Raw genomic sequence first — 13,789 nt, 5'->3', positions numbered from 1 at the left:
AGTCAATAGTCAGGAGTCCAGGGGGAATGAACTACTGACTACTGACTATTGACTATTAGCTGACAACTGCGACTGCTGGGCGGCTACCAGCAGCGTGACGGTCAATCACTTGGTCAATTAAGCCATATTCCTTGGCTTCCTCTGGCGACATGAAGAAGTCACGTTCAGTATCTTCAGCAATACGCTCAATTGGTTGACCAGTGTGTTCTGCTAAATAGTCGTTTAGTCGCCGCTTGTGGTAAAGAATTTCCCGCGCCTGAATTTCAATATCAGTCGCTTGTCCTTGAGCACCACCTAAAGGCTGATGAATCATAATCCGCGAATGAGGTAGACTCATCCGCTTACCCTTAGCACCAGCACTGAGGAGAAAAGCGCCCATACTCGCCGCTAATCCGGTGCAAATGGTACAAACTTCAGGGCGGATGTGCTTCATCGTGTCAAAAATGCCCATACCAGCCGTCACTGAACCACCGGGAGAATTGATGTACATGTAAATATCTTTCTCCGGGTCTTCAGCATCCAAATACAGCAGTTGGGCAACAATCAAGTTAGCGATATTGTTATCAACTTGTTGTCCTAAAAAGATGATGCGCTCACGCAACAGCCGTGAGTAGATATCGAAGGCGCGTTCACCTCGACCCGATTGTTCAATAACGATAGGAATCATGGAAATAACGTAGCTATATTAAGTACATTTTATCGATGACAGCCTTAAACTGGAGTGCATTTCTCCGGTTTTTGGACAGATACAATCATGGACTTACTGTAGAAATTGGTCAAGGACGATCGCTTACAGTAGGTTCCATAAGAATAGACCATAGTAAGGTGAGCATTCAATGCTCAACCTTACAAGCTCTCTCAGTCCCCCATCTTGTTTAATTTTTAAGGGCACTTTTCAGCCACGAAAGCAGTCTACAAAGAATATCCACATTTGCAGAGGAGCAAATCAAAAAAACCTCCAATGTCAGTAATCTCACATCTCGGCGTTTGCTGCACAACTTTAGCAATGTGGTTACTAAACCGATAACTGAATACAAATTGCTGGTGAAATTCTGCCAAATATTTGTAATATTTTCAACATTTTTTCGGTATTTTCCTAAGCAATTATCCGATTATTTTTGTAGAATTTCGATAAATCAACATCACGAGGTGTATTTAGAATAACCAGTTGCATTTGAAATGCTATCCCTTTAGAGGAGACGTGCCATGCGGGAAAAATTTCTACAAGCCGCTATCATCACCTTCTTACTCCACCTGATAGCAGGACTTAGCCCAAATACTAGAATTCAAACACAAACAGCATCACCTGTGCCGGAAGTGTCAACACCTATCGTTAGCTTGCTGTTGCGCCCTTTCCAGTAAAAATATTTTACAAATTGCACAGATTTAAGTAATAATTTTAAGCATTTTGTACCTCTGTGGCAGTTTACTGCTCAAGAGTTAAATCACTCTTGGGGGTTATTGGCTATATATAACAGGCACATAAAGCTAACACTCCTAGGAACAAGGTAGACTGAGCAAAGAAGGCAACTACTTTGCATTTGATCATGACTAATCGCCTTGCTGAAGCTAAGAGCCTTTACCTCCGCAAACACGCCGAAAACCCGATTGATTGGTGGTCTTGGTGTGACGAAGCACTTGCAACTGCAAGAGGGCAAAATAAACCGATTTTTCTCTCCATTGGCTACTCTAGTTGCCACTGGTGTACTGTGATGGAAGGCGAGGCTTTTTCCGATCCAGCTATTGCCGAGTACATGAATGCCAACTTCCTTCCCATTAAAGTAGACAGGGAAGAAAGACCTGACCTCGATAGCATCTATATGCAGGCTTTGCAGATGATGAGTGGTCAAGGGGGTTGGCCTTTGAATGTCTTTCTTTCCCCAGAAGATTTAGTGCCGTTTTACGCTGGTACTTACTTTCCTTTGGAGCCGCGCTATGGTCGTCCTGGCTTTTTGCAAGTGTTGCAAGCGCTTCGCCGTTATTACGATACAGAAAAAGAGGACTTACAGCAACGCAAAGCCTTAATTATTGAGTCGCTGCTCACGTCTGCGGTATTGCAAGACGGCGCTACAAAAGAGCTAGAAGACGATGAATTACTCTGGCAAGGTTGGGAAACTAGCACAAGCATAATTACTCCTAGGCAAGACGGCAATAGCTTCCCGATGATTCCTTGTGCGGAATTAGTGTTGCGGGGAACTCGGTTCTTGTTTCCTGGCTCGGTGTGGGAACAGAAATCCCGGTATGATGGCAAGCATATTTTTACCCAGCGAGGGTTAGACTTAGCACTGGGCGGGATTTATGACCATGTGGGCGGTGGTTTTCATCGCTACACTGTTGACCCTACTTGGACTGTGCCTCACTTTGAAAAGATGCTCTACGACAATGGACAGATTGTTGAGTATCTCGCAAATTTGTGGAGTGCAGAAATACAAGAACCAGCTTTTGAACGAGCGGTTGCTGGTACTGTGCAATGGCTAAAGCGGGAAATGACTGCGCCTGAAGGTTACTTCTATGCAGCTCAAGATGCTGACAGCTTCATTAACCCCACCGCAGTAGAACCAGAGGAAGGAGCTTTTTACGTTTGGAGTTACAGCGAATTAGAACAACTGTTAACACCTGATGAACTAACGGAATTACAACAGCAGTTTACAGTGACCCCTAACGGCAACTTTGAAGGACAGAATGTTTTGCAAAGGCGTCATCAAGGGCAATTGAGTGCAACGCTAGAAACTGCACTGAGCAAGCTGTTTACTGCTCGTTATGGTGTTGTACCTGATTCACTGGAGACTTTTCCGCCTGCACGCAATAATCAAGAGGCAAAAACTCACAATTGGCCAGGTCGTATTCCCTCGGTGACAGATACAAAGATGATTGTCGCTTGGAATAGCTTGATGATTTCTGGGTTAGCAAGAGCTGCTGGGGTATTTAAACAATCGTTATACCTAGAATTAGCAACGCAAGCAGCGAATTTCATCCTGAACCATCAGTTTGTAGATGGGCGTTTCCATCGACTCAACTATCAAGGTGAACCATCAGTTTTAGCGCAATCTGAAGACTACGCTTTGTTTATCAAAGCATTGCTGGATTTATATCAGGTTTCATTGACACGAGATGAAAAACAATTGAGCCATCAGGACTCTTTGTGGTTAGAAAAGGCGATCGCTATCCAAGATGAATTCGACGAGTTTCTCTGGAGTGTGGAATTAGGTGGCTATAATAACACATCAAGTGATTCTAGTCAAGATTTAATTGTGCGTGAGCGGAGTTACGCAGACAATGCTACACCATCAGCCAACGGAATAGCGATCGCTAACCTTGTCCGTCTCGCATTACTCACCGATAATTTAGATTATTTGGATTTAGCCGAGCAGGGCTTAAAAGCTTTTAGGAGTGTGATGAATCGTGCTCCTCAAGCTTGTCCCAGCTTGTTTACAGCTTTAGATTGGTATCGTAACTCTAACTTGATTCGCAGCACAACAGAGCAAATCAACTCTCTTATTTCCAAGTACTTACCAACGGCTGTGTTCATCGTAACATCTGATTTACCAGAGGGGAGCGTTGGGTTAGTTTGCCAAGGTTTGAAGTGCCTTGCACCAGCAGAAAGTATAGAGCAGTTGTGGCAGCAAGTCCAGCAGAGTCAGACTAGGGCGTAACGAGACGGGAGATAAGGGGGACTGATGGACGAATCCGGCAAGTTAACCGCTATTGTGTTAGCAGGTGGTAAGAGTTCTCGCATGGGTCAGGATAAAGCCCTGATTTCCATTCAAGGAGTGCCTTTGTTGCAAATAGTTTATGGCATTGCTCAAAGCTGTGCCGATACTGTTTATGTAGTCACTCCTTGGCCAGAACGCTATCAAGACTTACTTGGTTCTAGTTGCCAATTTATCCAAGAAGTGGCTTTGCCCCCAGCGGATGAAGAGGTGGGAATACAGGACATCTCCCCTTCTGCCCATACCCACGGGCCATTAGTTGGGTTTGCCCAAGGACTGGCGCAAGTAAAAACAAATTGGGTGCTACTGTTAGCTTGCGACTTGCCGAAGTTGCGGGTTGAAGTTTTGCAAGATTGGGCAACTAGACTTGATAAGGTAGGGGATGAAGCGATCGCAGCTTTGGCTCATCATCCTAAAGGCTGGGAACCTCTGTGTGGTTTTTATCGCCGTCGCTGTTTGCCACAACTCTTAGAGTTTATCAACCAAGGGGGGCGATCGTTTCAGCAATGGCTTGAGCAAAATCCTGTAGAAGTTTTGCCCTTACCAGAACCAGAAATGTTGTTTAACTGTAATACACCAGAAGACTTGGCTTTTGACAATTACCATAGGCTGGATTGAAGCATTTGAGGCATTACCTTAAGGTTTAATTAAATTATGTATCGCCGTTGGATTCTATCAGCTTTAGCAATTTTGTTAAGTGTAGTTTTAGCTGCTTGCACTACTGCAAATACTCAACAGCCACAAGCAAAAGTGGCAAATATTACTGAAACAACTAACACGAACTTTCAGCAATTACCAAAAGGATCAGCAAAAAGAATTGTTGCTCTTTCTTCACTATCGGCTGATATTATTTCTCAACTTGATAAAACCAAAATTGTAGGAATTACTGGCAGTAAATTATTTAATAATGCTCCACAATTTCAAGATATTCCTCGCGTTAGCGAAGGTCAAAGCCCTCCAAATTTAGAAAAAATTGTGGCGCTGAAACCAGATTTAGTTATTGGGGCTGAAGGTTTTTCTAACGTACCAATTCAAAAACTCCAGCAGTTAGGAATTCCGACCTTTCTCACCAAGGTAAATAACTGGGAATCTCTAGAACAACTTACCAAAACACTGGCTCAGTCAATTGATGCTAATCCTCAGCCTTTATTAAATCGTTATAAAAATTTTTTACCAGAAGAACCAACTCAGACTTCTGCTTTAGTGCTGGTTAGCCGTCAACCAATTCTAGCGCCGAATAAAAATAGTTGGGCAGGGGATTTACTTGCAAAATTCCAGGCGAAAAATCTGGCAGCAGAATTACAAGGAAAAAGCCCTATTAGTGGGTATGTGACGCTTTCGGCGGAGAAAGTTCTAGAAGCAAATCCAGAGGTAATAATTTTAGTGAATCCTCCACAAGGAAACTCAGAAGCAGCGCTTTTGGATTCCTTGAAAAAAGAAGCTTTTTGGCAACAACTGCAAGCGACTAAAAACAACCGAGTCTATGTGTTTGATTATTTCGGTTTGGTAAATCCAGGTAGTATAGATGCAATCGAAAAGGCTTGTCAGCAGCTTAAACAAGCTTTGTCAAAGGTATAATCTTAATTGAAAATTCCTTAATCTTTTGCAGAACCAATCGTTTTTCTAGCAACAGAAATATTTTTTCTATCTTTGGGAGAAGCAGGAATGAGGCTGCGGAAATAAAGTCCGCCGACGGTGAATAAAAATACTACATATCCCACTGCTTGCACAATATAGAGATTCTCCCTATAGCCAAACAAAGCTTTGAAAATAATGCCAGGAAACTGTTCGTCAGGCAAAATTTTGGAAGTATTCCAAACCATTGGGCCTAGAATGCAAGAGTGAATTCTGGTAAAGCGTTCGTAGTAAAAACAAAGGTCTTCTGAAGCGCGACTGCTGAGAGCAACGCTAGCAACAGCTTCATCAAATCGTTGCAGCGCTGTCACTACTAAACCAGCGACAATCAACACTAATAAAACGCCCATTGCTTGGAAAAACAAGCGAATATTAATTTTAATACCCCATTTAAATAAAAGCACACCTATTGCTACTGCTACTACAAGACCGCTAAGAGCGCCAATAGTAGGCATTAATCCTTGCTGAAAACTACCAGCAATAAACAGAACAGTTTCAAAACCTTCACGTAAAACGGCAACAAAAATTAAACTAAAAATACCCCATCCAGCGTTAGCGTTTTGTGCCAAGGTGTTGGTAACAGATCCTTCAACACTAGCTTTCATGAATCTGGCTTGTTTGGTCATCCAGATTAGCATCCAGCTGAGCATAATAATCGCCAACACACTAAATATACCTTCCAGTGCTGGCTCAATAACTCCCGTGTATTGCGGATAAGCTTTGCCTAGTGCTTGAGTTACCCAACCAAATAGCACACCGATAAATGCACTAACAATAATGCCAACGCCGACACCAGCATATACCCAAGAATTGAGTCGGGATTGTTTGGCTTTTTTCAGCAAAGCTAGCACAATGCCAACAACAAGGGCAGCTTCTACTCCTTCCCGGAGTGTAATCACAAAAGTAGGTAAGGCTGTACTAAAATTCATCTTTTGTCCTTTGTCTTCTCTTGAAAAGTTTTGATCCGATAGCGCAGCGTCTCGTAGAGAGGAACGAGCGTCGGAAACCTCGGCTCAAACTTTTCGCTTTGTCCTTAGTCGTCATTAGTCCCTAGCCAATAATTAATGACTAGGGACTAGTGACTATTAGCTATTAGCTAAAATCGCGTAACATCTTTTTCAATTCGAGATTATGCATCTCTTCTTGTCCAATCATGCCCCGCGCGAATTCTTCCAGATAAATACTGGCGTTGGTGACAGTTTCAAGCAGGTTTTTATACAGATCCAATGCCTTCTTTTCATGAGATAAGCTTTCTGCCAAGATATCCTTGACTGTGTGCTTATAAGTCTCTTCCATTTGGGCGATTTTCAGTGAAGGATGCCCATCTAAACCTGTAAGAATTTCTCCTACTTGTTGGGCATGAAGTAAAGACTCACTCGCCTGTGCTTTAAAAAAACCTACAATTGGAATGCGGTTGGGACCAGTCACCATCAGAGAATAATGTGTATAGCGCACTACTCCCGCTAGTTCAAATTCCATAATCGCGTTCAGCAGGTCAATGGTTTTTTTCTGGTCAAGCTCTTGCATTAGTTGTTAATTCAATTTACGAATGGAGCGTCATGAGCAATTAAGTTAAGAGTTAGGTGTTATACTCCGCCTAGGTGTTAAGAATATAGGCGTTATTCTCACTTTTAACTCCTAACTATTTCCTCACTTATCACTCATTTTAAACTTCTTATTCTGAGCTTCCCATTAAGTTGGGCTGCTATTGTTTAGCTTGGGTAGTGGAGTCGATTACTTTTTGAGAGTTTTGCTCAATGGTTTTCACTAGCTTGGTAACATCATTAGGAGTCTTGACTGCTTTAGCTGGTGGAATAGCAGAGGGCCAAACTTTTATTAGTTCAACCATACTGACCTCGATCGCTTTGTGTGCTTCGGGATTTTGTTGAGCTACTTGGCTAGAAATCCCTTTGTATAATTCATCAGCGTAGAGAACAAAGCCACGCGAATCTTGATATTCAATTGGTGCGGTCACTTTGCCATCTGCGATCGCTGCACCATATTCTGAGTTGGCTGCATCTAACAACCCATTAATTGTCTGTAACACAAATCCCGGTTTCGAGCGTTGATCTGCTGGTAAAGCTGCGATCGCTCCGTCAACTGCTTGCATCGAAGAGGTAAAATCAGTTTTTACTTTGGCATCCTTGGGCTTGGATTTTACTAAATCTTGTAAACTTACCAAAGTTGTCTTAAATTCTTTGACTTTGCGATCGCTTAGTTGATCTTCTACATCAACATAAATCTCCTCAACTGGATGCCCGATATGAGGTTCTGCTTGTTTTGGCTGATTCTGATCTAGCAATTCTTGTGCTACAAAAAGATGCCCTTTCATTAATCCCAATTTAGTCATGTAGTCAACATCTTTTGCTTCACCCGTAAGTACTACTTCCTGAATAGTAACCTGGTCTTTTATTTGGTCGAATTGCTCTTGAGTAATGACTTTTTTTGTAACTAAATCTTCTGAATTAGCGTAGGGACGATTCGCCTGAATTTTGTTCGATAAAGCTGGGATACCTAGCTTGGCTTCAAACTTATCCAACTCTGACAAGATAGCAGTATTAATGTTAACTTTCGCTTTGCCACCATGACCGCTGTGATTGTTCTGACTTACTGCCTCTGTAGCCTGGGGGTTGGAATTAGCGGCTGGTGCAGATGGATTTTCTGCTGTAGGCGTACTGTTACAAGCACTTAAGCTAATTATTGCCGCAGTTGCAACAGTTAAACAGATATAGCGAAATTTTATCATTTTTACTCCTAGGGATACTTAAAAGGTAATAATTAAAACCTTTTAAACTACTATCAGCAGTTAGGTTTGACGCTGCGTCATAGATTTTACTGTTGCATATAATGAGAGTTTTTATCAACTAGTTGATAAAAACTTTGTTAGAATTTAATAACTTTTTCAATTGACAAAGAAGTAGTCAACTAAAGCATCTGTCGCATCATGAGTTGTGCAAACAGCCCTGGTTGATTTGCTAGCTCAGAGAAACTACCCTGCTGCACTACTTTGCCACCTTCGAGTACGTAAATTCGGTCAGCGTTGTGGATGGTACTGAGACGATGAGCGATCGCTACCCTAGTCACCTTTAACTGCGCTAAACTTTGACTGACAATTGCCTGCGTTCTATTATCTAAAGCGCTAGTCGCCTCATCGAGCAGCAAAATCCGGGGTTTCAACACCAATGCCCTGGTAATTAACAGCCGCTGTCGTTGTCCACCAGAAAGATTGCTACCTCCTTCACTGACGATTGTATGCATCTGCATTGGCATCGCCGCAATATCATCCGCAAAACCTGCCATCTGGGCTGCTTCCCAAGCTTCGTTCATGGTAATCAGCGCACTGCTGGAAATATTCTCGAAAATAGAGGCTGACATCAAGCGACTATTTTGCAGTACTACACCCAATTGGCGGCGCACAGCATGGACATCCAAAGAAGCTAAGTTTTGTCCGTCGTAGTAAATCGTCCCAGATTTGGGGAATTCAAACCCCAAAAGTAACCTTAATAAAGTTGATTTACCGCTGCCAGAAGGCCCAACAATGGCAATAAATTCTCCTGGCTCAGCATGGATACTGACATCATCCAACGACAAGGGGCCATCGTCACGATAGCGAAAAGTTAAACGGTCTACAACTAATCTGCCCGATAGCCTACCTGGATCTGCCTGAGCAGAATTAATTTCTGGTTCAGCTTGTAAAATTGGTTCAGCTCGTTGCCACAAGGGTAAGACTTGCAAAACTTCCACAACTATGCTGCTTAAGCTAGTAGCTCCGTTAATAAACGTGCCAAAAGCAACGTTGAACGCTAAGAAAGTGCCAGTAGATAAACCACCTCCTCCAGAAGTTTGGGATTGCCCAATTAAGCTAGTAGCAAACCAAAAGAGGGCGGCAGTTGTTAATATAGGTAATACTTGATTGATTACTGCAAGGCTGTCTTCAATGCCTTGGGTACTTAGCATTAATTTCAGTTGATGTGTATACTGTTTACCCCAGTAGGCAAAGGCGCGGGCTTCAGCTTTGGCAACTCGGAGCTTGGCAACTCCATTGATCAATTGCACCATCACGCCAAAAATTTGTCCTTGTAGCTCTAGTAAAGGGCGAACTTTACGGACAATAAGAATACCAGAGATGATAGTGACGGCAATATTTACCAGTGCCACCACACAAGCTATCAAAGCTAAAGAAACATTGTAGTAAAATAATAATCCCAGATTCAGTAACGAGAACAAACTAGAAAAAATTGTTTTTAACACTGTATTACCCAGTCTCTGGTGAATTTGAGTAACCGCTGTAACTCTAGAATTCAAGTCACCAACTGAGAACTGGCGAAGAAAAGAAGTCTTCAGATTTAACAATCGATCCCACACTGCCGCTTGGATAGAGGAATCGGTAAAAGTTTCTAGCCTGATAATCGCAAGCGCTTGGGCTAGTTGAAACAGCATTCCGCCAAAAGCGGCAGCTATTAGACCAAAAGTAATTTGGTTCAGCAACCCCCGATTAGCATCTGGGATAGCTTTGTCGATTAAGATAGCTGTAGCTTGAGGCGACAGCATTCCCAATAGGGTAAAGATAATTCCCGTCAAGAAAACTACAATCAGCTCTTTGTAATGTCCCTGGAGTGCAAACCGAAGTAAGTCCAGACTTTTGATCTGTTTATTGGGTAAAGGTCGATAGAATACGTAGGCAGTTGAAGCTAACATCTCTGCTGTGCGTTCATCTACAGGGATGCGGGTCTGTTTCCCAGGAGCATAGATTTCGTAACGAGTATCAGACACTGGTAACAGTGCCACTGGTAGCTTGTCCTCAAGCATGTATGCTAGCATCGGGTCGCAATCCTTTTGCCACCAGTTGTGCCGCAACTTAATCCGCCGGACTCGGATACGCGAAGCACGAGCGATGGCCTCTACAGGATCTTGCACTCGTTTAAGATCTTCCGACGCCGCTGGGGGACGAATCTCGATTCCTAAAGCTTTACCTACAGTACCAGCAGCGATTAGTAAGGCTTGATCTGGGTGAGAGGAACTAGTACTGGGCTTGGCTGACCCTAGATCTGGCAATACAGATGCCAGTTCTGCCAATGTCTCCTTCATCACCTGGCGTTCAAGATGTTCCCTGGCTTGAAATCTGAGTAATTCTGCATCCATCTCCCGCTGTTGGAGCAGAGCAATGTAGTGGAGGAAATAGGTTTGTAATTGGGACAAACCGCCTAACAAGGAATCTATATCTTGAATCTCTAGGCTGTTAGAGCTTTTCAACTCAACTGTGTCATCTGCTTGCAACCATATATTTGCATTTATAGGCAACATTCCAGAGACAGGAGTTAAAGGCAGTTCTGCAAACCCCATCCAGTTAGCACGCCCTTTGAGGATTTGCACCCATAATATATAGTTGTGATGCGGCTGGAAGATTTGGTTTTTGACTAAGGAAAAGTAGCAGATTCCTTCAGGTGATATTGATGCTGTTGACCTCGTGGTGCCAGCACCAACTCCTGTACCAAGTTGACAAATCCAACCCTCGATTAAAGCCACTGCCTCTGTATTAGCATCAGCGAAAAACTGAGCAAAGTCTGTTCTTGATACTTTGATCAGTTCTGTCTCCTCGATCGCCACCGCTAAAATCTGGTGCTGCTTGCCCTCTAAATTTGGTGCAGTGGCAAACATCGCTTGTCCCGCTGTACTACTAAATAAGTAGTGGCGAGTTGCTTCTGGGATGTGATCATTGAATGCAAATAGCGCCAATTCACCAGATTTCACTACCCAAATTGTCTCTAAGTCATCTAGCAATAATGACTCATTACATTGAAAACAATACTGTTGCCCTGAGAGATTTAACGAGGATGAGGAAGACAAAGAAGTATTTTCTTCCCCTGCCTCCCCTGCCCCCCCTGCCCCTCCACTCCCCTGCCCCTGTGCCCCTGTGCCCCCCTGCTCCCCATCGCCCTCGCTACGAATTAATTGTAAATACGGCCCCTCAACCTGCTGTAGTTCTTCATGGGTTCCCCGTTGGGCTATCTTGCCGCGATCAAGAACAATAATTTGGTCACAATCTCGGATGGTTGAGAGTCGATGTGCCACGATGATACAAGTGCAACCGCGCAGGCGCAGATTCCGAGTGACGTTCTTTTCTGTCTCGGCATCAAGGGCGCTGGTGGCTTCATCCATGATCAGTATCATCGGATTATTCACTAAAGCACGAGCAATTTCCAGCCGTTGCCGTTGACCACCGCTCAAATTGGTGGCATCCTCTAAGAGTTCGGCATTGTAGCCTCCTGGCAGAGAGAGGATAACATCGTGGACTACTGCGTCTTGACAAGCTCGGACTAGATGACTGTCGGGTATAGTGGTATCCCAAAGTGTCAAGTTGTCTCTGACGCTGCCAGCAAACAACAAAATCTCTTGCTCGACGGCAGATATAGAATTGGCTAGCACCTGGCGAGAAATTTGCTCTCTGGGTTTGCCGTCGAACCAGATTTCTCCTTGCCAAGGTTCGTACAGCCCACACAAAAGTTTGGCAACGGTAGACTTCCCAGAACCACTTCCACCTACTAAAGCCACTCGCTGCCCAGGCTTGAGCGAGAGATTAAAGTTTTCAATCAGCGGCGGGGCAATTCGGCTATAGCCAAATGTCACATTGCGTAATTCAATATAACCCCGTAGTTTTGGTAGATGGGAAGGGGGGCGAAGAGGCAAAGGGGAAAGACTGACTACAACTTCCTCTCTGCTCCCCTGCTCCCCCTGCTCCCCCTGCCTCCCCTGCCCCTGCGCTCCCCTACCTCTTCCCCGCTCCAACTGCCGATCAATGGGGTTACGCAAGACATCATCGAGGCGAGTCAGATTACCTTCCATCTCTTGGAGGTCACTACCTAAGTTGACGAGATTACTTACCGGTTCAAGAAACATTTGCATCATGCCTTGAAAGGCTACTAGCATCCCGATACTCATAGCTCCATCTATCACTCGCAAACCGCCTATAGCTAAAAGGAGCATGGAGGCGATCGCTGATAAAAAGGTTGGTAAAATGCCTAGTACTTGGTTTGTTGTCTGCAACTCCTGCTGCGTGTTGATGGCTTTGGCATAGTAACCCGCCCACCGGGAAAAGAAATCTGACTCTAACCCTGATGCCTTTATTGTCTCTATACTCTGAAGACCAGAAATCTCTACGCCGCTGACTTTTCCGTGTTCTTGCATGAGTTTAATATTGGCGTCTGTGCGCCGCCCTCTCACCCACTGCAAGGCAGCCAGGTTCACAGCCACAAAGGCGATCGCAATTAAGGTTAGTACCACATCATATTGCAGCATCACTATTACATAAAGAAATACTGACGCTGCGGCAATCACCGTGGTAGCTAACTGACCCGAAAGTATATCAGCTATACTGTCGTTGAGTTGCATACGGCTACTGATCTCCCCAGCAAACCGCTGATCATAAAAACTCATGGGTAAGCGTAAAATGTGCCAGAGAAAATTACTCTTCATGCTTACGGACAACTTGATTTTCAGCTGACGCAAAAACTGCAACTGTAACAGCGTCAAAAATCCATTTAGTCCGGCTGTGAAAATCATCCCCAATATTAGCGGACGCAACCACTCATCTTTTCTCTGAATTAATATATTGTCTACAAACACCTGGGAGAATACAGGTATCGCCAATTCGGGAATTACTAATAAAAATCCTGCCAGCACGCAGTAAAGCACTGCGCCAACAGAGCCTTGCAGCCGTGACCACAAAGCTCGGATAGTGCTGGGTTTACGTCCCCCTCGCTGAAAGTTTGGCCCAGGTTCTAGAGCTAGCACGACACCCGTGTAAGCGCCGCTGAATTCATCTAGGGAAACAGTGCGCCGTCCGGTAGCGGGATCATTGAGAAAAAGTTGCCGTTTGCCCAATCCCTCTACGACTAGGAAATGGTTAAAGTTCCAAAATACGATGTAGGGAGATTTTAGCTCCCACAAGCCAGCTAAGTTTGTCTTAAAGCTCTTAGCAGTTAGCCCATAGTTTCTTGCAGCTTTAATGATATTTAAAGCGCTCACCCCATCCCGCGATACGCCACACGCTTGCCGAAGTTCCGTCAGCGGCACAATGCGACCGTAGTAACTTAGAATAATTCCCAAAGCAGCAGCACCACATTCTACTGCCTCCATTTGTAGCAGAGTAGGAGTATGACACCGCTTACTTTTACGCCTTAGTCGGCTTTGTAAATTCCGCCATAACATCATAGAGAGCAAGGTGAGAGAGTGAGATCATCGTGAAGATAGAGGGGCAGGGGGAGGCAGGGGAGGCAGGGGAGGCAGGGGGAGCAAAGGAAATATATTTTGCAATGCAACAATGAGCTTTTGATACTCGTGAATGGAGCTACGAACTCCGTTAATGAACCTTTGATACTCGTGGACGAGTCTTTGATACTCGTGAGCAAGCCTTTGATACTCGTGAACAAGCCTTGGATACTCGT

Annotated in this window: 9 protein-coding genes; 4 read left to right on the top strand and 5 right to left on the bottom strand. The window is 44.2% G+C overall.

All coding sequences use genetic code 11. From position 1 onward, the window contains the following. Positions 1-55: 55 nt before the first annotated feature. Positions 56-667 (bottom strand): ATP-dependent Clp endopeptidase proteolytic subunit ClpP, encoded by a 612-nt coding sequence (gene clpP / locus HCR01_RS28180; RefSeq protein WP_162396661.1) that lies wholly within the window; start codon positions 665-667, stop codon positions 56-58. A 539-nt stretch (positions 668-1,206) separates the two neighbouring features. Between clpP and HCR01_RS28175 the strand changes: the two genes are divergently transcribed. The 4 genes from HCR01_RS28175 (at position 1,207) to HCR01_RS28160 (ending at position 5,288) form a co-directional block, all read left to right on the top strand. Continuing rightward, the gene (locus HCR01_RS28175; protein ID WP_193199332.1) at positions 1,207-1,362 is read left to right on the top strand and encodes a hypothetical protein; all 156 of its coding nucleotides are present in this window, start codon (positions 1,207-1,209) and stop codon (positions 1,360-1,362) included. Between the two features lie 185 nt (positions 1,363-1,547). After that, entirely contained in the window at positions 1,548-3,653 is a 2,106-nt protein-coding gene (locus HCR01_RS28170) for a thioredoxin domain-containing protein (protein ID WP_193199331.1), read from the top strand. Positions 3,654-3,677: 24 nt separating this feature from the next. Next, complete coding sequence (locus HCR01_RS28165; protein WP_193199330.1) at positions 3,678-4,328, top strand: molybdenum cofactor guanylyltransferase; 651 nt, start codon at positions 3,678-3,680, stop codon at positions 4,326-4,328. A 36-nt stretch (positions 4,329-4,364) separates the two neighbouring features. Further along, the gene (locus tag HCR01_RS28160) at positions 4,365-5,288 is read left to right on the top strand and encodes an ABC transporter substrate-binding protein (RefSeq protein WP_193199329.1); all 924 of its coding nucleotides are present in this window, start codon (positions 4,365-4,367) and stop codon (positions 5,286-5,288) included. Between the two features lie 17 nt (positions 5,289-5,305). On the opposite strand, the gene HCR01_RS28155 is transcribed toward HCR01_RS28160, so the two are convergent. The 4 genes from HCR01_RS28155 to HCR01_RS40555 all read right to left on the bottom strand — a co-directional run bounded on the left by HCR01_RS28155 (position 5,306) and on the right by HCR01_RS40555 (position 13,553). Further along, entirely contained in the window at positions 5,306-6,274 is a 969-nt protein-coding gene (locus tag HCR01_RS28155; RefSeq protein ID WP_193199328.1) for an FTR1 family iron permease, read from the bottom strand. Positions 6,275-6,437: 163 nt separating this feature from the next. Then, a complete protein-coding gene (locus HCR01_RS28150; RefSeq protein ID WP_191758121.1) occupies positions 6,438-6,872 on the bottom strand; it encodes a ferritin-like domain-containing protein in 435 nt (144 codons plus the stop codon). 178 nt (positions 6,873-7,050) lie between these two features. Beyond that, the gene (locus HCR01_RS28145) at positions 7,051-8,091 is read right to left on the bottom strand and encodes a ComEA family DNA-binding protein (protein WP_193199327.1); all 1,041 of its coding nucleotides are present in this window, start codon (positions 8,089-8,091) and stop codon (positions 7,051-7,053) included. A 179-nt stretch (positions 8,092-8,270) separates the two neighbouring features. Then, positions 8,271-13,553, bottom strand: a complete 5,283-nt coding sequence (locus HCR01_RS40555; protein WP_193199358.1) for an NHLP family bacteriocin export ABC transporter peptidase/permease/ATPase subunit — start codon at positions 13,551-13,553, stop codon at positions 8,271-8,273. Positions 13,554-13,789: the final 236 nt, after the last annotated feature.

This window comes from Nostoc sp. MG11 (genome assembly GCF_014904695.1).
Lineage (GTDB): Bacteria > Cyanobacteriota > Cyanobacteriia > Cyanobacteriales > Nostocaceae > Komarekiella.
The sequence above is the reverse complement of the archived record's forward strand: the minus strand, read 5'-3'. Positions and strand labels throughout refer to the sequence as shown.

Bases quoted from the DNA above. Each gene is read 5' to 3' on its own strand.
- clpP (WP_162396661.1), bottom strand. From the start codon at position 667: ATGATTCCTATCGTTATTGAACAATCGGGTCGAGGTGAACGCGCCTTC.
- HCR01_RS28175 (WP_193199332.1), top strand. From the start codon at position 1,207: ATGCGGGAAAAATTTCTACAAGCCGCTATCATCACCTTCTTACTCCAC.
- HCR01_RS28170 (WP_193199331.1), top strand. From the start codon at position 1,548: ATGACTAATCGCCTTGCTGAAGCTAAGAGCCTTTACCTCCGCAAACAC.
- HCR01_RS28165 (WP_193199330.1), top strand. From the start codon at position 3,678: ATGGACGAATCCGGCAAGTTAACCGCTATTGTGTTAGCAGGTGGTAAG.
- HCR01_RS28160 (WP_193199329.1), top strand. From the start codon at position 4,365: ATGTATCGCCGTTGGATTCTATCAGCTTTAGCAATTTTGTTAAGTGTA.
- HCR01_RS28155 (WP_193199328.1), bottom strand. From the start codon at position 6,274: ATGAATTTTAGTACAGCCTTACCTACTTTTGTGATTACACTCCGGGAA.
- HCR01_RS28150 (WP_191758121.1), bottom strand. From the start codon at position 6,872: ATGCAAGAGCTTGACCAGAAAAAAACCATTGACCTGCTGAACGCGATT.
- HCR01_RS28145 (WP_193199327.1), bottom strand. From the start codon at position 8,091: ATGATAAAATTTCGCTATATCTGTTTAACTGTTGCAACTGCGGCAATA.
- HCR01_RS40555 (WP_193199358.1), bottom strand. From the start codon at position 13,553: ATGTTATGGCGGAATTTACAAAGCCGACTAAGGCGTAAAAGTAAGCGG.